The sequence below is a fragment of the Hydrocarboniclastica marina genome (assembly GCF_004851605.1).
GTDB lineage: Bacteria > Pseudomonadota > Gammaproteobacteria > Pseudomonadales > Oleiphilaceae > Hydrocarboniclastica > Hydrocarboniclastica marina.
On the sequence record NZ_CP031093.1, the window covers coordinates 1815633 to 1833760 of the forward strand.

The following is an 18128-nucleotide window of genomic DNA, read 5'->3' on the forward strand; positions in this document are numbered from 1 at the left end:
ACACGTAATGACCACTGAAATCAAAGCTCCGGTGTTCCCGGAATCCGTCGCTGAAGGAACCGTAGCCACTTGGCATAAAAAGCCCGGTGAAGCCTGTGCCCGCGATGAGTTGATCGTCGACATCGAGACAGACAAGGTTGTGTTGGAAGTAGTGGCGCCGGACGACGGTGTTATCGAAGAGATCATCAAGGACGAGGGTGATGTCGTCGCCAGCGGCGAGGTGATAGGCAAGTTCAAGGCTGGTGCAACCGGTAGCGACAGCGACGCTACGGCCAACGATGGCAGTAAGGATCAGAAGCAGGCATCCGAGGCGCGTGATTCGGGTAAACAGGATGAGCCCGCTCAGGAGGAACCTGAGAGTGGCGAGGGGCCCATCCTCACGCCGGCAGCACGGCGACTGGTACAGGAAAATGACCTGAACCCCAACCGTATAGAAGCCACGGGCAAGGGCGGTCGGCTGCTCAAGGAAGATGTCCTGGCTCATCTGGAAAAAAGCCCAGCCAGCGGGACTCAGTCATCGGCCCCAAGCACTTCGGCGATGCCCGCTACGGATATTCCCGAAGGCCGCCCGGAAAAGCGGGTGCCGATGACACGGTTACGCGCCAGCATCGCCAAGCGCCTGGTCGAAGCGCAACAAACCGCGGCCATGTTGACGACCTTCAACGAAGTCAACATGAAACCCATCATGGACTTGCGCGCGCAATACAAAGACGCTTTCGAGAAGAAGCATGGCGTCAAACTGGGCTTCATGTCGTTCTTCGTCAAGGCGACGGTCGAGGCTCTGAAGCGCTTCCCCGCGGTAAACGCGTCTATCGATGGTAATGACATGGTCTACCACGGCTATCAGGACATCGGTGTTGCCGTTTCCACTGATCGTGGACTGGTCGTGCCTGTTCTGCGGGATACCGACTCGCTCGGTCTCGCGGATATCGAAAAAACGATTAACGACTACGGTAAGCGCGCGCGCGACGGCAAGCTGTCCATCGATGATATGACGGGCGGAACATTCACTATTTCCAACGGCGGGATTTTCGGCTCGCTGCTGTCAACCCCGATTCTTAACCCGCCGCAGACGGCCATCCTGGGTATGCACAAGATTCAGGAGCGGCCCATGGCTATGAATGGTCAGGTGCAGATTCTGCCCATGATGTATCTGGCCGTTTCCTATGACCACCGCATGATCGATGGTAAGGAAGCTGTGCAGTTCCTGGTGGCGCTGAAAGAGATGCTTGAGGAGCCGGCACGCATTCTGCTGGATGTGTAGCTGGATCTGCCTATTCAATTCATTCGGACAAAAACGGACTAGAGCATGGCTGATAAATTTGACGTGATCGTCATCGGTGCAGGCCCCGGAGGCTACGTCGCCGCAATTCGTGCCGCGCAATTGGGTTTGAAAACGGCCTGTGTGGAGAATTGGAAGGACAAGGAAGGTAACCCGACTTTTGGCGGAACCTGCCTGAATGTCGGTTGTATTCCGTCCAAGGCGCTACTCGAGATATCCCACAAATACGTCGAGGCCAAGCATGGCTTCGCCGACCAGGGTCTTGTGGTGGGCGACCTCAGCGTGGACGTTCCGAAAATGATGGAGCGCAAGAGTACCATCGTCAAGAACCTTACCGGCGGTATTGGCCAGTTGTTCAAGGCCAATGGTGTGACGCCAATCATCGGCCGCGGTCGCCTGTTGGGCGGCAAGCAGGTCGAGGTCACCGACAGCGAAGGAAAAACGCAGACCTATTCCGCAGAAAACGTGATTCTGGCCACGGGTTCCCGGCCCATTGAGATTCCGCCAGCCCGCACCGATGGAGACAAGATCGTCGATAGCGAGGGCGCTTTGGAATTCACCGAAGTGCCCAAGCGGGTAGGTGTCATTGGCGCCGGTATCATCGGGCTGGAACTGGGCAGTGTATGGGCCCGCCTGGGCGCAGAAGTGACTGTGCTGGAAGCCCAGGAGACCCTGCTGCCGATGGTCGATCAGCAGCTCGCGAAAGAAGCGATGAAGACGTTCACCAAGCAGGGACTTGATATCAAACTGAAGTGTCGGGTGACCGGTACTGAGATCAAGCGCGGCGTAGTCAAGGTCACCTACGAAGATACCAAGGGGACACAGGAGCTCAAGTGCGACAAGCTTATTGTCGCGGTGGGACGCACGCCAAACACGGAGAATCTCCTCGAGGGCGACACCGGCGTCAATATCGACGAGCGCGGATTCGTGCACGTGGATGACTATTGTCAGACCGACGCGCCTGGCGTCTATGCGGTCGGTGATATGGTGCGCGGCCCGATGCTCGCCCACAAGGGTTCAGAAGAAGGCATTATGGTTGCCGATCGCATCGCCGGCCATAAAGCTGAGGTCAACTACGACGCCATACCCAATGTTATCTACACCCATCCGGAACTGGCCTGGGTGGGGCAGACCGAGGAGCAACTCAAGGCCGCGGGTGAGACCTATAAAGTCGGAGCTTTTCCGTTTGCGGCAAATGGCCGGGCAATGGCTGCACATGCTGCCGAAGGCCAGGTCAAGATTATCGCAGACGAGAAAACGGATCGTATTCTCGGGATGCATATCATCGGTCCCCAGGCCTCGGAAATGATCGCTCAGGGTGTGATCGCCATGGAGTTCGGTTCCAGTGCAGAAGACCTGGCGCTGACCTGTTTCGCTCACCCGACGTTGTCGGAAACTGTGCATGAAGCAGCCTTGGCGGTCGACGGCATGGCGGTTCACAAAGCGAACCGTAAGCGGAAGAAGAAGTAATCACGACTGCTAGAGGTGTCGTGAAGCATTGGTGGTACAGGTGCTTCGCGGCATTGCACCCAAAGTGGAAAAGAAGGCAACGGCGTCGTCTTTTTCAGTCTCTGTCAACCAGCGCAAGCTGGTCGGGAAACAGGTTTAAGTGTCCTCTCTAAATAGAGGCAAAGCCTAGAAAAATGGGATTATTCTTATGAACCTGCACGAATATCAGGGCAAGCAACTCTTTGCCGAGTATGGGCTTCCGGTATCGAAAGGCTACGCCTGTGATACCGCTGAAGAAGCGGCCGCGGCTGCCGACAAGATCGGTGGTGAAAAATGGGTCGTCAAGGCCCAGGTTCATGCCGGTGGTCGCGGCAAGGCCGGCGGCGTAAAGCTGGTCACCAGTAAAGATGAAATTCGGGCATTTGCTGAGAAGTGGCTCGGCCAACGTCTGGTGACCTACCAGACAGACGAACATGGGCAGCCAGTATCCAAAATTCTCGTTGAAAGCTGCACGGATATTGCCCAGGAGCTTTATCTTGGCGCCGTGATCGATCGCGCTACGCGTCGTGTCGTATTCATGGCCTCGACTGAGGGTGGTGTCGAGATCGAGAAAGTCGCCGAGGAAACGCCAGAAAAGATTCTGAAGGCGACAATTGACCCCTTGGTTGGCGCCCAGCCTTATCAGGGCCGTGACCTGGCCTTCCAACTTGGCCTTGAGGGTCAGCAAATCAAGCAGTTCGTCCATATATTCATGGGCTTGGCGAAGCTATTTCATGAGAAAGATCTCGCACTCATCGAGATCAACCCTCTGGTTATAACCGACGAGGGTAACCTGCACTGTCTCGACGCGAAGCTTGGGGTTGATGGCAACGCTCTGTATCGCCAGAAGCAACTGAGCGAGATGCGCGATCTCTCCCAGGAAGACGAACGCGAAGCCCACGCCACCAAGTACGAACTCAACTACGTTGCGCTTGACGGTAACATCGGCTGCATGGTTAACGGCGCTGGCCTGGCCATGGGCACCATGGACATCATCAAGCTCCACGGCGGTAAGCCTGCCAACTTCCTCGACGTAGGGGGCGGCGCGACCAAAGAGCGGGTCGGCGAAGCGTTCAAGATCATTCTGTCCGACGAAAACGTCAAGGCCGTACTGGTCAACATCTTCGGCGGCATCGTGCGCTGCGACATGATTGCGGAAGGCATTATCGGCGCGGTCGAGCAGGTTGGCGTGAAGGTGCCGGTCGTGGTTCGTCTGGAAGGTAACAATGCCGAGTTGGGCACAGAGAAACTGGCGAACAGCGGTTTGAATATCATTGCGGCAACCAGCCTGACAGAGGCCGCCGAGAAAGTGGTAGCAGCAGCGGGAGGTAACGCATGAGCATCCTGATCGATAAAAACACCAAGGTTATATGCCAGGGTTTTACGGGCTCTCAGGGCACCTTCCATAGCGAGCAGGCTATCGCGTACGGCACCAACATGGTCGGTGGCGTCAGCCCTGGCAAGGGCGGCTCGGAGCATCTTGGCTTACCTGTGTTCAACACCGTGCGCGAAGCGGTCGAACAGACCGGTGCCGAAGCGACAGTCATCTACGTGCCGGCTCCGTTTTGCAAAGACGCTATCATCGAAGCGGCAGATGCAGGGATTCAGCTAATCGTCTGCATAACCGAAGGCATTCCGACCCTGGATATGCTCGATGCCAAGGAATATGTTGATGCGCGCGGTGTGCGCATGATTGGCCCCAACTGCCCCGGTGTCATTACGCCTGGTGAGACCAAGATTGGTATCATGCCCGGCCATATACACAAGCCAGGCCGGGTCGGTATCGTCTCCCGCTCGGGCACGCTGACTTATGAAGCGGTCAAGCAGACTACCGACTTTGGCTACGGCCAGTCCAGTTGTGTCGGTATTGGCGGGGACCCGATTCCGGGCTCCAGTTTTATTGATATCCTGAAGCTGTTTGAAAAGGACCCCCAGACCGAAGCTATCGTTATGATCGGTGAGATCGGCGGCACTGCTGAAGAAGAAGCAGCAGCTTTCATCAAGGAGCACGTTACCAAGCCGGTTGTGTCTTACATAGCGGGTGTTACCGCACCCCCAGGTAAGCGCATGGGTCACGCGGGCGCCATCATAGCTGGTGGTAAAGGCACTGCCGATGAAAAGTTCAAAACGCTGCAGGACGCCGGGGTCAAGACGGTTAGAAGCCTGGCTGACATAGGCAAGGCGTTGAAGGAAGTCACCGGCTGGTAGACTGACACTTCTTTTAAAAAGCCGATATCTCAGCAAGATATCGGCTTTTTTTATGTTTCGGCTTTAAGTCGAAACGGCGTCTTTCAGGCTGTGGCGACTAAGCCACGACACTGCTTGCCCTTGTGACTATAATGACCGGACATTTTTGTCAAAGGAGACACCCTTGGGTTCGGTTGAATCGCAGCAACGCGTTCTGTCCGGAATGCGTCCGACCGGCAGACTGCACCTCGGTCACTACCACGGTGTTCTAAAAAACTGGGTCAAGCTGCAGTACGAGTTCGAGTGTTTTTTCTTCGTGGCTGACTGGCATGCGTTGACGACGCACTATGATGAGCCCCAGGCCATTGAGCAGCACGTCTGGGACATGGTCGTGGATTGGCTCGCCGCCGGCGTCAATCCAGGCTCGGCAACACTGTTTATCCAGTCCCGTATTCCAGAACATGCCGAACTGCACCTGCTGCTGTCGATGATCACTCCGTTGGGCTGGCTGGAGCGAGTCCCTACCTACAAGGATCAGCAGGAGAGTCTGCGGCACAAGGACCTCGCGACCTACGGCTTCCTCGGTTACCCCTTGCTGCAATCGGCGGATATTCTGGCTTATCGGGCGGGACAGGTACCGGTCGGCGCCGATCAGGTTTCCCATGTCGAAATTACACGGGAAGTCGCCAGGCGGTTCAACCATCTCTATGGACGTGAACCGAATTTTGAAGAGCAGGCTGAAGCGGCCATCATCAAGATGGGCAAAAAGAATGCGCGTCTCTACCGCAGCCTGCGCCGGCGTTTTCTGGAGCAGGGCGATGAGGAAGCCCTGGAGACCGCGCGGGCGCTGCTCAAAGAACAACAGAATGTCTCGCTGGGTGACCGCGAGCGCCTGTATGGCTATATCGAAGGCGGCGGCAAGGTTATTCTGCCCGAGCCGCAGGAGTTACTGACCCCCGCGGCCAAAATGCCCGGCCTCGACGGCAGGAAGATGTCCAAATCCTACAATAACACCATAGGGCTTCGCGAAGAGCCCGATCAGGTTGTGACCAAGATCCGCACTATGCAAACCGACCCTCAGCGTGTACGCAGGAGTGATCCCGGCGAGCCTGAGAAGTGTCCAGTCTGGGACTTGCACAAAATTTATTCCGACTCCACTACCCAGGACTGGGTTGAGCAAGGCTGTCGGAGCGCAGGTATCGGTTGTATCGAGTGTAAACAGCCCGTTATAGATGCGATTCTGGCGGAACTCAAACCGGTACACGACCGGGCCGCAGAGTATGAAAACAATCCTGATCTGGTCAGGTCCATTATCGACGAAGGCTGCGAGGAGGCCCGTGACGCCGCTCGGGATACACTGGATGAAGTGCGCAAAGCCATGGGTCTGGTCTATCGATGAGCCATAGCGAAGACGAAGCGCAGTTGAGTGAATCAGGGGCTTCTGATCACGAGCCAGTGCCCAGGGCGCGCGTTTCCGGCAAGCCGATACAGGAGTGGCCGAAGGACCTTTACATTCCGCCGGACGCGCTTGCGGTCATACTTGAAGCCTTCGAGGGGCCGCTTGACTTGCTGCTGTACCTGATCCGCCGTCAGAATATGGACATCCTCGACGTGGACGTCAGCGAGATTACTAAGCAGTACATGGACTATATCGGCTTGATGGAAGCCATGCGGTTTGAGCTGGCAGCGGAGTATCTGCTGATGGCCGCGACACTGGCAGAAATAAAGTCGCGCATGCTGCTCCCACGCCAGCATAGCGAAGAGGAAGAAGAGCTCGACCCCCGGGCAGAGCTTATCCGGCGGCTTCAGCAGTACGAGCGTTTCAAGAAAGCGGCCGAAGACATCGATTCTCTGCCGCGCATGGATCGCGACACGTTCGGCGCGCGGGCAACGGTCCCGGACTTGCCAGAGCAGCGCGTGCATCCGGATGTGGACCTTCGCGACCTCTTACTCGCAATGCGCGAAGTCATGCGCCGCGCGGATATGTTTGAACACCACCAGGTCTCCAGGGAGCGGCTTTCGACCCGAGAACGAATGTCACGAATTCTGGAGCGGCTTCAGGGTGAGGGCTTCGTGTCATTCACGGCGCTTTTCACCTACGAAGAGGGCAAGCTTGGGGTTGTGGTGACCTTTCTTGCCACGCTGGAGCTTATAAAGGAGCAGCTGGTCGAGATTGTCCAGGCAGAAGTCTTTGCGCCCATCCATTTACGCGCGAGAATCCAGAGCACTGAATAGGCTGTTGATCTTCGTTCTATGCGCCTGGCACCTTGGTTAGAACCGGCACCTTCCTGTCGTACCCAGATTTTGAAAGTATTCTGACAAACATCCGAGCAATAAATGATGGACGAGAATTACCAGCAGCTGCAAAACATAGTCGAAGCCGCACTTCTGGCAAGCGATCGGCCGTTAAGTGTGGACCAGCTGCGGGATCTTTTCGCTGAGGAGGAGCGCCCGACCAGGACTGTGGTTGAACACGTACTGAGTTTGATCAGCCAGGAATGCAGCGGGAGGGGCTACGAGCTCAAAAAGGTCGCCAGCGGTTATCGCTTCCAGGTCAGGGCGGAGTTTGCGCCCTGGGTTGGGCGCTTGTGGGAGGAGAAGCCCCAGCGATACTCCCGCGCGCTTTTGGAAACCCTCGCACTTATTGCCTACCGACAGCCAATCACCCGAGGTGAGATAGAAGAAGTACGGGGCGTAGCAGTTAGTTCAAATATTGTTCGTACGCTACAGGACCGGGGATGGATTCGCGTCGTCGGCCAGCGTGACGTACCGGGTCGCCCGTCCATGTATGCAACGACGCGGGAATTTCTCGATTATTTCAACCTGACAGCCCTGGATCGGTTACCCTCACTCGCTGATATTCGCGACCTTGACGAAATCGGGCGTGAGTTTGAAGAGAAACTCCAAGCTGAACTGCAATTCGACGAATCGACCGCCGGGACGGCGGACAGTTCCGACACCAACACCTTACATTAGGCCAGTATTATGTCGCGACAAGGCAAGCCGGTTAGCCGGGCGCCCAGATCAACCCCACAAAACCCCGCCCAGGCGAGCCAAAGCCAAAGGCAGCCGCCGGAACGTCTCCAGAAAGTACTGGCCAGAGCCGGGCTCGGTTCCCGCCGTGAGCTGGAGGCCCTGATTGAGGCGGGTCGAATCGCTATCAATGGTGTAGCCGCGGATCTTGGCGCGAAGCTGGCGCCGGGCGACACCGTCGAAATCGACGGAAAGCCCGTCAGCCTGGACGGTATTTTCGAATCCGAGCGACGCGTGCTTATCTATAACAAGCCCGAGGGGGAGGTTACAACGCGTCAGGATCCCGAGGGCCGGCCAACTGTTTTCGACCGACTGCCCAAGCTCAAGAGCCAGCGATGGATTTCGGTGGGCCGGCTGGATATCAACACGACAGGTTTGCTGCTTTTTACCACGGACGGCGAACTGGCCAACCGGCTCATGCATCCGTCGCATCAGGTTGACCGGGAGTACGCTGTGCGTGTTTTCGGCGAAGTTGACGAAGCGATGCAGCAGCGGCTGGTCGAAGGTGTCCTACTTGATGACGGTATGGCGGCTTTTTCGGATCTGGCGCCAGCGGGAGGTTCAGGGCTCAACCGCTGGTTTCACGTTACATTGCTGGAAGGGCGCAACCGAGAGGTTCGCCGGCTCTGGGAATCCCAGGGGGTGAAGGTCAGCCGGCTGAAACGCGTTCGATTCGGCCCGATACTGCTGCCGAGCCGGGTATCGCTGGGCCGCTGGGAGGAGCTTGACCAGAAAACGGTCGACGGGCTCAGTGCCCAGGTAGGTCTGGAGCCCAAGGCGCTGCCGGTCAAAGCGCCGGACGAGAAAGCCCGATTCGAACGGCAGAAGAGTAAAGCCGCGCCAGCGGCAAAAGCCCGCGCTAGCGCACGGCGCAAGAAACCGGATGAGCGGGATTCAGATGATGCGCCGCGGCGGGTCAGCCGGGACCAGCTTGCGACTAAAGCACCACGTAAACGACGCGCTCCCAAACCCAGCCGCCGACAGTCCTGATAAGCTGGTGCATCAGTTCGTGACTGGGCTGAGTGCCAGTGCCGGCTGACTGAATATTGCTTTACAGGTTTTGTTGCGACCGTCCCGCTTGGCCTGGTAGAGCGCCGCATCGGCTTGGGCAATAAACTCATTCGCGGTGCTGGCATACTGTTGGTGATACTCAGCGACGCCACTGCTCGTGGTCACATTGACGACGAGTTCACCGTGGCGAATCGCATGCTGCTCCACTGCCACCCTGATCCGCTCGGCCACGATCATTGCGTCGTCAGCATTGGTATGTGGCAGTAGTACGGCAAATTCCTCGCCGCCATACCGGTAGGCCACGTCGCTGCTGCGAATGGCACACCGGATCACATGGGCAATCTCACACAGGACCCGGTCGCCGAAAACATGGCCATGACAATCGTTGATTTGCTTGAAGTGGTCAAGATCGCAGAGTAGCAGCGCATGGGGCTCGCCATGGCGGCTGCTAAGGGTCGAGGACCGCTCCAGGGCATCAAGCAATGCCCGTTTATTGCCCAAGTGAGTCAGTGAATCGGTAAGCGCTGCATCCCAGGCTTGCCGGTGCTGCCAACAATTGCGCAACGGAAACACGAGGATACCGATCATCTGCTCCAGTACTGCGAGCTCTTCCTCGGCAAATCTCGTGCGCCGATTGATAGTAAGATAGCCCAGGCTCTGACCCTGCAGCGCAAGGTTATATTGGCAGTTATGCTGGCCGCCATAGCCTTCGGTGTAGACGTAGCTGTCATGATCCTGATCGTGCTGGTAGCAGAAGCTGTTAAACGCCATGATCGAGCGTAGCTCTTCCAGAAACACAGCCAGACATTGATCCAGTTCAAGCGAACTGTGTAGTCGTCGGCACAGGCGGGTGAAAACATCCTGCGCATTGTTCCAGGAATTCATCAGCTCGCGGTGTTGCGCGATCAGCTGGGCTTTTTTCGTTCGGTCTTGGGCATCCTGAGATACTAACTTCGCCATTTCTAGTGCTCCGGCCTTTGATAACGCTTACAAAGCGAAATGCGTGCCGGAATGGCTGAAAATCACAGCGAAACAGTAATCTATGTTAAAGAAAGACGCGATCCCAGCCGATGGATACGCTGGCTGGAGACGAGAGCGGCAAGAATTTGACTGGGTAACGGGCTTTGCCGGCCGCCTCGCGTAAGAAGGCTCGGGATGCAGCGTAGCTTCTAGCCCGACCGCGGGCTGCTGTTCCGCCGGCAAAAGTCTGAGAAACTTAAAGAGAGCGCGCATCGCAGATAGGCTCGGGCGCCCCGGGCCGGTCTTGCGCGCCCGGTGCTCGAACCGTGGTGCGCGTGCTCAATCCGAGAGACACTGAAGCTGCGTGAACGGGGCTGATTGAGAAACAGCGTGGCCTGCCTGGCCAGTATCTTTCGCACGTGTTCTGCTGTGCTAGAATCCCGGGTTCTTTTCACGAGCTACTGTTGACCCAACTATGAGATTCCAGGCCCCTGAGAGCCTTTCCGAGCAGATAGCCCAGCATGTAGGGCAGCGTATAATCACGGGTGTGCTCGAACCCGGCGAGCGTGTGCAGGAACTGAAGATTGCGGGAGAGCTGGACGTCAGTCGTGGCTCCGTACGTGAAGCCTTGCTTATCCTCGAGCGGCGGCACCTTGTCCAGATCATCCCGCGCCGGGGCGCCGTGGTTTCTGCGCTGTCGCCCGACCTGGTCAACAGCCTCTATGACATCTACATTCCGCTTCTGTTATTGCTGGCTGATAAGGTTGTGGAGAAGTGGCAACCTGCAGATCTTGCCGCTATGGCGGCCCAGGTAACGCGTCTGGAAAAGCATATCGCCCGCGGGGAAAGCGAAGTAGCTGACGTGATCGAAGCGGGGTTTGAAGTGATGCGCCTGTGCTACCCGATTGTCCAGAATCCCTACCTGGCCGAGACCCTTGAAAACTTCAGGCCCGCTGTGAGTCGCACCTACCACCTGGCCATGCGCTCATACCGCGGCGAGGCCGAGCGGAGCCAGGCATTCTTCCGTGAGCTGCTAGCGACCGCTCAGGCACGTAGCAGGGAAGGGATTGCGGCAGCCATACGCGAATATGCAGAGCATCAGCGGTCGATCGTTCTCGAGGCGCTCGCCGTCCGCCCTCGTAATGGCAAGAACGAAACAGGACGCTTTGATTGACCGGCCTTCCAAGGCCGAACCCTGCAATCTCTGGAATAATGGCTGAACGACTATGCGGCTGAAGTCTATCAAGCTGGCCGGCTTCAAATCGTTTGTGGACGCGACGACTGTGCCGTTCCCAACCAACATGACGGCGATTGTTGGCCCTAACGGTTGCGGCAAATCCAATATTATCGATGCGGTTCGCTGGGTTATGGGTGAAAGCTCAGCCAAATTCCTCCGCGGCGAATCGATGTCCGATGTTATTTTCAACGGCTCCCACAGTCGCCAACCGGTTGGGCAGGCGTCCATCGAGCTGGTGTTTGATAACAGCGATCTGACCGCGCCTGGCGAATTTTCGGCGTTTACAGAGATATCGGTGAAACGTCGGGTAACCCGCGAGGGGCAGTCTGAGTACTTCCTCAATGGTACCCGCTGTCGGCGGCGCGATATTACCGATTTGTTCCTTGGAACGGGGCTCGGGCCCCGTAGCTACGCCATTATCGAACAGGGCATGATCTCCCGCTTGATTGAAGCCCGGCCAGAGGAATTACGCACCTATATCGAAGAGGCGGCAGGCATCTCCCGCTACAAGGAGCGTCGCAAGGAAACCGAGTCCCGCATGCGCCGGACCCAGGAAAACCTCGACCGCCTGACGGACCTGCGCGATGAGTTAGGGCGGCAGTTACAGCACCTGGAGCGTCAGGCCCAGTCAGCTGAAAAGTACCGCGCCTATAAGAAGGAAGAACGTCAGAAAAAAGCCGAGCTGGCCGTCTTGCGTTGGCGTTCACTCGACCAGGAGCGTGAGCTCAGGCAGGCCGAGGTGCAGGAAACCGAGTTACAGCTCGAGCAGGCCGTTACTGCCCGGGTAAACCGCGAATCTTCACTTGAGTCGTTGCGCCAGGAGCAGGGGGACCGTAGCGAGCACTTCAATCGCGCCCAGGGACGCTTTTATGAAGCTGGTGCTGACATTGCGCGTGTTGAACAGAGCCTGGAACACCAACGTCAGCGCGCGCGACAGCTGGCAAGAGAACTGGAACAGGCCCTTGAAAACCAACAGGAACTCGCCCGCGAACTCGGCCAGGATGAAGACCGACTGGCGCTTGTGGCTGAGGAGCTTGCTGAGAATGAGCCCGCGCTCGATGAGTCCGCGGCCCGTTCGGATGAGTCCGGGCAGCACCTGCAAAATGCCGAAGCGGAGATGGGTGAGTGGCAGCAGCGTTGGGAGGAGTTCAGCCAAAAGTCCGCGGAGATCCGCCAGCGGGCTGAAGTTGAGCAGTCCCGGATAAGGGCCGCGGAAGACAGCATCCAGAAACTGCAGGATCGCCAACGCCGGCAGGCTGACGAGCTTGAACTGCTGGAGAGCCAGTTGGATCGTTCCGAGCTGGATGAATTGCGCGAAGAATGCGCTGCCCAGCAGGAAAAAGTCTCACTGTTGCAGGAGTCTACGGCTGAGGCCGAAGCGAAGATCGAACAGCTGCGCGACCGGGTCCAGTCAGCCGATCAGAAACTGAATGAAAGCCGCGGCATGCTCCAGCAACGGCGCGGCGAGCTGGCCTCGCATGAGGCGATGTTGGCCGAGCAGCTTGAAGATCGTGACGAAGCGATCAATGACTGGTTGCGCAGTCAGAATATGGCACATACGCCACGACTGGCCACTGAGCTTCAGGTAGAGCCGGGCTGGGAAGACGCCGTTGAGGCAGTGATGCAGAATCTGGCTCAGGCGCGACTTATTGACACCCTCGACGGGGTGCCTGCCGAGGACCTGCCACCCCGCCTGAGTCTTGTGGTCCGGCAGGGCGAAGTGCGCGCTGCAACGGGGTCTTTGCTGGAAAAGGTCGGCGGCGCCGGTGCGCTCGGGTCACTTCTCAACAGGGTAAAGTGCGCACCCGATCTGGCTGTGGCATTAGCATGGTCGAGCAAGCTCGATTCCGATCAGTCAGTAATAACGCCCCAGGGATACTGGGTGGGCGCGGGCTGGCTGCAAACCCCTGTGCGCGGCTCGGGCCAGATGGGCGTTATCGAGCGACAAAGAGCCGTTGAGTACCTGCAAGCGCAGTCCCATGAACTCGAGCAGAGCGTGACCGACCAGGGGGCATCCCTGCAGGGACTGCGGCGAGAGATGGCCGAGACAGAGCAGCAGCGCAAAGAGAGCCAGCAGGCCCAGGCTGAGGCGTCCCGGGCGCTGAGCGCGCTCGATTCGCGCATTGGTGCTATTCAGGCGAGAAGTGAGCAGATAGAAATGCGCCTCGACCGCCTGCGGGAGGACCGGGTCGACCTGGCAGACCAGCGCACGGCGGAGGAAGAGCGACTGGCAGAAGCCCGTGAAATCTGGCAAGAGGCCATGGCCGGCATGGAAGAGGGTGCCGACGAGAAAGAAACACTGTTGGGGCAGCGCGACACCGTACGGGAGCGACTCGACAGCCTGCGTTTGCAGGCACGGCAAGACCGCGACCATCACCACCAGTTGCAGCTGCAGGTCCAGGCGCTTCGCAATCAGCGCGACGGGCTCAAAACGACCCTGGACCGGATGTCGTTGCAGCGCGAGCGGCTCGATGAACGTGTCACACTGCTCCGCGAAGGGCGGGAAGAGGCAGAAATGCCCATCGAGGATCTGGCACTCGAGCTGGAAGGCCTACTGGAAAGGCGTCTCGCGGAGGAGGAAAAGCTGGCGCATGCGCGCTCCGCCCTTGAAGCCATTGACACTCAGGTGAGGGACATCGAGCAACACCGGGCCGAAACCGAGCAGCGTATCCAGCAGATACGCGACCACTTGCAGCGCCTCAAAATGGACACCCAGGCGCTCGAACTGCGCTGCACCGGGCATCTGGAACAACTGACAGAGCTGGAAGTGACTCTCCAGAGCGTGATCGAGCACTTACCGGCGGAGGCTACCGAAGAAGAGTGGGACGCAGAGCTACAGCGGCTCGCCAACCGCATCCAGCGACTGGGCGCGATCAACCTCGCCGCGATCGACGAGTACCGGGTACAGAGCGAGCGCAAGAACTATCTGGATGAGCAGCACGCCGACCTGAGCGAAGCGCTCGAGACGCTTGAGGCCGCTATCCGCAAGATCGACCGGGAGACTCGGCAGCGCTTCAAGGAGACCTTTGACAAGGTCAACCAGGGTTTGCAGGAACTGTTCCCGAAGGTCTTTGGTGGCGGTAACGCTAGCCTGGAGCTGACCGGCGAGGACCTGTTGGAAACAGGCGTCACCATTATGGCGCGGCCTCCCGGCAAGAAGAACAGTACGATCCATCTGTTGTCGGGGGGGGAAAAAGCGCTGACGGCCATTGCCCTGGTATTTTCGATTTTCCAGCTCAATCCGGCACCGTTCTGTATGCTTGACGAAGTCGACGCGCCTCTAGATGATGCCAACGTCGGGCGCTACGCCACCCTGGTTCGTGCCATGGCCAGCCAGGTGCAGTTTATTTATATCACCCATAACAAGATCGCGATGGAGATGGCTGATCAGTTAATGGGCGTGACCATGCACGAGCCCGGGGTGTCTCGCCTGGTCTCGGTTGACGTCGAAGCGGCAGCGGCGCTGGCCGAAGCGTGAGCCCATGCGGTTAGCCGCATTGTATTAGCTGGGCTGTTTGCATAAAGTTGTCCGGAAACCGGGCTGCCCACTAGCGCCGCGAGCTGGTTGCCCCGAGCACATGGGTCTGGCGGCGCAGAGCATCAAGAAACAATGCCGGGCTGGCGCCGGCCCGGCAAATCATTCTTCTGTATAGGTTAAGGATATGTCCCTTAGAGAGTGGTTAATCCTCCTCGGTGCGATAATCGTCATCGGCATTATTCTCGACGGCGTGCGCCGCATGCACCGGGCCCGGAAAGATTCTCTGGAAATAAGCCGGGGAATGGGTGCCGATCAGATTGATGAGTCACCGTTGGATGACTACAACCCCGAGCTACCCAGCGGCGGGGCGCGAATCATTGACCGGCTGGGCGTCAGTGCAAGCGAGCGCGCCGCTGCCGAAGACCGGCCGTTGGACACGCACTGGCAGGGCGAGGACACAGCGGAGGAGGGCATGTACGCAGGCGATCTTGATGATGAGCTGCCAGAATCTTTCTCCCTCCACGCTGAAGAAAGCGAGTCCGCCGAGACGATGACCGCCAACGTCAACCCGGCTGCAAAGAGCACCGCCGATGAATCGGCGTCGGATGAAATAGAGCTTACCGACTCTGATCGTGATCCGATGCTGAGTGCCCCGCGCTCACTGCACCGTCCGGTCAGAAAGCCAGAAAAGAAGCCGGCGCGCAGGAGTTTCCGCGATCGTGAGCCTGCCGCTGCCAGGCCAGACCCGAAAGGCGACGCGCCCAAGCCTGCGGCAGGAAACCGGCCACTCGCGGGCGCGAACCGCCCACCGGCCAAGGAAGTATTTGTCATCAATGTCGACAGCCGCGATCCCGAGGGCTTCAAAGGCGCAGACCTGAAACGTTTGTTGGAAGCGTGCGGGCTTGAACATGGCGACATGGGAATCTATCACCGGCACGAGAACGACGATACCCATACACCGGTCCAGTTCAGTGTCGCCAATGCGGTCGAGCCAGGGACTTTTGAGCCGTCCTCCATGGCCAGCATGAGTACCCCCGCTATCAGCTTCTTCATGAGTCTGCCGGGGCCGAATGATTCGCTGCAGGCCTACGATTTCATGATCGAAACCGCGCAATGCGTGGTCCGCAATCTCGGCGGAGACCTCAAGGATGAGCGCCGCAGTGTGATGACCGCTCAGACCATTGAACACGGTCGCCAACGGGTTCGTGAGTTCGAACGGAAGCGCCGCTCCGCAAGAGTCTGACCGCACGAGGCGGTCTCTCCGCCGCTATCAACCAATCCCCGGCCGGCATGCCCGGCCGCTCCTCAGGAGACACCGGCGCTATGGCAGCCCCGAACAATGCCCCGAGAGCGGTTCAGGAACGGGTGACGCAACTGCGCACGGAACTGGACGATCACAACTACCGCTATTACGTCCTCGACGATCCCTCCATTGCAGATGTTGATTATGACCGGCTGCTGCGGGAGCTGAGCGACCTTGAGCAGGCGCACCCGGAATTGGTAACGCAGGATTCCCCGACCCAGCGGGTCGGCGCCACACCGGACTCACCGTTTGCGCCTGTCAGCCACGAAGTGCCAATGTTGTCCCTGGCGAACGCATTCGATGCCGGTGAGCTGGAGGATTTTGATCGCCGCGTCCGTGAACGCGTTGGCGCGGCGGGCGACATAGAATACGCATGCGAGCCTAAACTGGATGGGCTGGCGGTGAGCGTCCTGTATGAAGACGGCCGGCTTGTACGGGCAGCAACCCGTGGTGATGGGTATGTGGGCGAGGACATCACCGCCAACGTCAAGACGATTGGCTCAGTTCCGCTTCGACTAAGGGGTGACGCGTTTCCGCGCAAACTGGAAGTCCGCGGTGAGGTCTATATGCCCAAGGCCGGTTTTGAGAGACTTAACCGGGCGCTGGCCGAAAACGGAGAAAAAAAATTCGTCAACCCACGCAACGCTGCTGCCGGCAGCCTGCGCAATAAAGATCCACGGGTTGCGGCGCAACGACCGCTGGAACTCTGTTGCTACAGCGTCGCGGTGAATAACAGCGCCGAGCTGCCCGATACACACTCGGAACTCCTGGAGCAGCTGCGGCGTTATGGCTTCCGTATCAGTGCAGAGTTGGCGGTGGTCAGCGGTTTCCAGGCCTGTCTCGAGTTCTACCGCCAGTTGGAAGCAAAACGGGAGCGTTTGGCTTATGAGATCGATGGCATCGTTTTCAAGGTCAATGACCTCGGCCTCCAGGAGGAGTTGGGTTTTGTTTCCCGCGCACCGCGCTGGGCGATCGCCTATAAGTTTCCCGCGCAGGAGGCGGGTACGCGGGTTCGGTCTGTCGAGTTTCAGGTGGGGCGCACGGGCGCTATCACGCCTGTCGCTCGACTGGAGCCTGTGTTTGTCGGCGGTGTAACAGTCAGTAATGCGACGCTGCATAACATGGACGAGATCGAGCGACTGGGGCTTCGGATCGGAGACCATGTCATTATCCGCCGTGCCGGCGATGTCATTCCCCAGGTCGTCAAGGTCGTACTGGAGAAGCGACCGGAAGGGACAGAACCTGTTGAGTTCCCGACGGCCTGTCCCGCCTGTGGATCTGAAATAGAGCAGGCAGAAGGTGAGGTGGTTGCGCGGTGCTCAGGCGGGTTGGTCTGTCCCGCCCAGCGGAAGGAGGAGATACGCCATTTTGTCTCAAGAAAGGCTCTGGACATCGAAGGTCTCGGCGAGCGCTGGATTGAGATTCTGGTCGAACAGGGAATTGTCGGCAGCGTGGCTGATATATTCACACTCGATAAAGAGACCCTGGTTGGGCTTGAACGCATGGGGGAAAAGTCGGCTGAAAATCTGCTGGCGTCTATAAAGGCGTCCAGTCGCCCCGAGCTGCATCGTTTTCTCTATGCGCTGGGCATTCGCGAAGTGGGCGAGGCCACCGCCAAGGCTCTGGCGCAGCACTTCGGTTCGCTTGGCGCGATCCAGGCGGCTGACCAGGAGGCGTTACAGGCAGTGGCCGATGTAGGGCCGGTAGTGGCGGCCCATGTCGAAACTTTTTTCCGGCAACCCCACAACCAGGACGTCATCGATGCCTTGATGCGCTACGGGATAGAGGTCCAGGATCCGCCAGAAAATACAGGTGGCGAACCGTTGAAAGGTCGTACCTATGTACTCACAGGCACTCTGGACAGTCTGACCCGGGACGAAGCCAAAGGCTACCTGGAGTCTCTTGGGGCCAAGGTGTCCGGCAGCGTGTCCGGCAAGACCTACGCCGTTGTTGCCGGCGCGGATGCCGGGTCCAAACTGACCAAAGCGGAGAAGCTCGCGGTGCCTGTGCTGGGCGAAGCCGATCTGCTTGAGCTCCTCAGGGAGCACGGCATTGAAACGCACTGAGCCTGTACGGATAGGCTTGACCCTGCCGGGCTGACCGCTCTTACCGCGGATGTCTGTTTAAATGTCCGGTTCCAGGTGAGTGT

At 58.4% G+C, this 18128-nt stretch carries 13 protein-coding genes; 12 read left to right on the top strand and 1 reads right to left on the bottom strand.

The window, feature by feature from the left end; all coding sequences use genetic code 11:
- Positions 1–7 precede the first annotated feature (7 nt).
- From odhB to rluB, 8 genes are all read left to right on the top strand, one after another.
- A complete protein-coding gene (odhB, locus tag soil367_RS08140) occupies positions 8–1264 on the top strand; it encodes a 2-oxoglutarate dehydrogenase complex dihydrolipoyllysine-residue succinyltransferase (RefSeq protein WP_136548627.1) in 1257 nt (418 codons plus the stop codon).
- A gap of 45 nt (positions 1265–1309) precedes the next feature.
- Complete coding sequence (lpdA, locus tag soil367_RS08145; protein WP_136548628.1) at positions 1310–2752, top strand: dihydrolipoyl dehydrogenase; 1443 nt, start codon at positions 1310–1312, stop codon at positions 2750–2752.
- Positions 2753–2939: 187 nt separating this feature from the next.
- Entirely contained in the window at positions 2940–4109 is a 1170-nt protein-coding gene (gene sucC / locus soil367_RS08150) for an ADP-forming succinate--CoA ligase subunit beta (RefSeq protein WP_136548629.1), read from the top strand.
- Positions 4106–4978 (top strand): succinate--CoA ligase subunit alpha, encoded by an 873-nt coding sequence (gene sucD, locus soil367_RS08155; RefSeq protein ID WP_136548630.1) that lies wholly within the window; start codon positions 4106–4108, stop codon positions 4976–4978. The genes sucC and sucD overlap by 4 nt, the downstream gene beginning before the upstream one ends.
- 163 nt (positions 4979–5141) lie before the next feature.
- Positions 5142–6356, top strand: coding sequence for a tryptophan--tRNA ligase (locus soil367_RS08160; protein ID WP_136548631.1), 1215 nt, complete (start codon positions 5142–5144; stop codon positions 6354–6356).
- Positions 6353–7192 (top strand): segregation and condensation protein A, encoded by an 840-nt coding sequence (locus soil367_RS08165; protein WP_136548632.1) that lies wholly within the window; start codon positions 6353–6355, stop codon positions 7190–7192. The genes soil367_RS08160 and soil367_RS08165 overlap by 4 nt, the downstream gene beginning before the upstream one ends.
- Before the next feature lie 102 nt (positions 7193–7294).
- Positions 7295–7933: an SMC-Scp complex subunit ScpB gene (gene scpB / locus soil367_RS08170; RefSeq protein WP_136548633.1), complete on the top strand. Its 639-nt coding sequence runs from the start codon at positions 7295–7297 to the stop codon at positions 7931–7933.
- Between the two features lie 9 nt (positions 7934–7942).
- Positions 7943–8980, top strand: a complete 1038-nt coding sequence (rluB, locus tag soil367_RS08175; RefSeq protein ID WP_136548634.1) for a 23S rRNA pseudouridine(2605) synthase RluB — start codon at positions 7943–7945, stop codon at positions 8978–8980.
- Between the two features lie 12 nt (positions 8981–8992).
- On the opposite strand, the gene soil367_RS08180 is transcribed toward rluB, so the two are convergent.
- A complete protein-coding gene (locus soil367_RS08180; protein WP_136548635.1) occupies positions 8993–9961 on the bottom strand; it encodes a GGDEF domain-containing protein in 969 nt (322 codons plus the stop codon).
- A 475-nt stretch (positions 9962–10436) separates the two neighbouring features.
- On the opposite strand from soil367_RS08180, the gene soil367_RS08185 reads away from it, so the two are divergent.
- The 4 genes from soil367_RS08185 to ligA all read left to right on the top strand — a co-directional run bounded on the left by soil367_RS08185 (position 10437) and on the right by ligA (position 18045).
- The gene (locus soil367_RS08185; RefSeq protein ID WP_136548636.1) at positions 10437–11135 is read left to right on the top strand and encodes a GntR family transcriptional regulator; all 699 of its coding nucleotides are present in this window, start codon (positions 10437–10439) and stop codon (positions 11133–11135) included.
- A 52-nt stretch (positions 11136–11187) separates the two neighbouring features.
- Positions 11188–14676, top strand: a complete 3489-nt coding sequence (gene smc, locus soil367_RS08190; protein ID WP_136548637.1) for a chromosome segregation protein SMC — start codon at positions 11188–11190, stop codon at positions 14674–14676.
- Between the two features lie 184 nt (positions 14677–14860).
- Positions 14861–15919 (top strand): cell division protein ZipA, encoded by a 1059-nt coding sequence (gene zipA, locus soil367_RS08195; RefSeq protein ID WP_136548638.1) that lies wholly within the window; start codon positions 14861–14863, stop codon positions 15917–15919.
- A gap of 80 nt (positions 15920–15999) precedes the next feature.
- Positions 16000–18045, top strand: a complete 2046-nt coding sequence (ligA, locus tag soil367_RS08200; RefSeq protein WP_136548639.1) for an NAD-dependent DNA ligase LigA — start codon at positions 16000–16002, stop codon at positions 18043–18045.
- Positions 18046–18128 lie beyond the last annotated feature (83 nt).

Bases quoted from the DNA above. Each gene is read 5' to 3' on its own strand.
- odhB (WP_136548627.1), top strand. From the start codon at position 8: ATGACCACTGAAATCAAAGCTCCGGTGTTCCCGGAATCCGTCGCTGAA.
- lpdA (WP_136548628.1), top strand. From the start codon at position 1,310: ATGGCTGATAAATTTGACGTGATCGTCATCGGTGCAGGCCCCGGAGGC.
- sucC (WP_136548629.1), top strand. From the start codon at position 2,940: ATGAACCTGCACGAATATCAGGGCAAGCAACTCTTTGCCGAGTATGGG.
- sucD (WP_136548630.1), top strand. From the start codon at position 4,106: ATGAGCATCCTGATCGATAAAAACACCAAGGTTATATGCCAGGGTTTT.
- soil367_RS08165 (WP_136548632.1), top strand. From the start codon at position 6,353: ATGAGCCATAGCGAAGACGAAGCGCAGTTGAGTGAATCAGGGGCTTCT.
- scpB (WP_136548633.1), top strand. From the start codon at position 7,295: ATGATGGACGAGAATTACCAGCAGCTGCAAAACATAGTCGAAGCCGCA.
- rluB (WP_136548634.1), top strand. From the start codon at position 7,943: ATGTCGCGACAAGGCAAGCCGGTTAGCCGGGCGCCCAGATCAACCCCA.
- soil367_RS08180 (WP_136548635.1), bottom strand. From the start codon at position 9,961: ATGGCGAAGTTAGTATCTCAGGATGCCCAAGACCGAACGAAAAAAGCC.
- soil367_RS08185 (WP_136548636.1), top strand. From the start codon at position 10,437: ATGAGATTCCAGGCCCCTGAGAGCCTTTCCGAGCAGATAGCCCAGCAT.
- smc (WP_136548637.1), top strand. From the start codon at position 11,188: ATGCGGCTGAAGTCTATCAAGCTGGCCGGCTTCAAATCGTTTGTGGAC.
- zipA (WP_136548638.1), top strand. From the start codon at position 14,861: ATGTCCCTTAGAGAGTGGTTAATCCTCCTCGGTGCGATAATCGTCATC.
- ligA (WP_136548639.1), top strand. From the start codon at position 16,000: ATGGCAGCCCCGAACAATGCCCCGAGAGCGGTTCAGGAACGGGTGACG.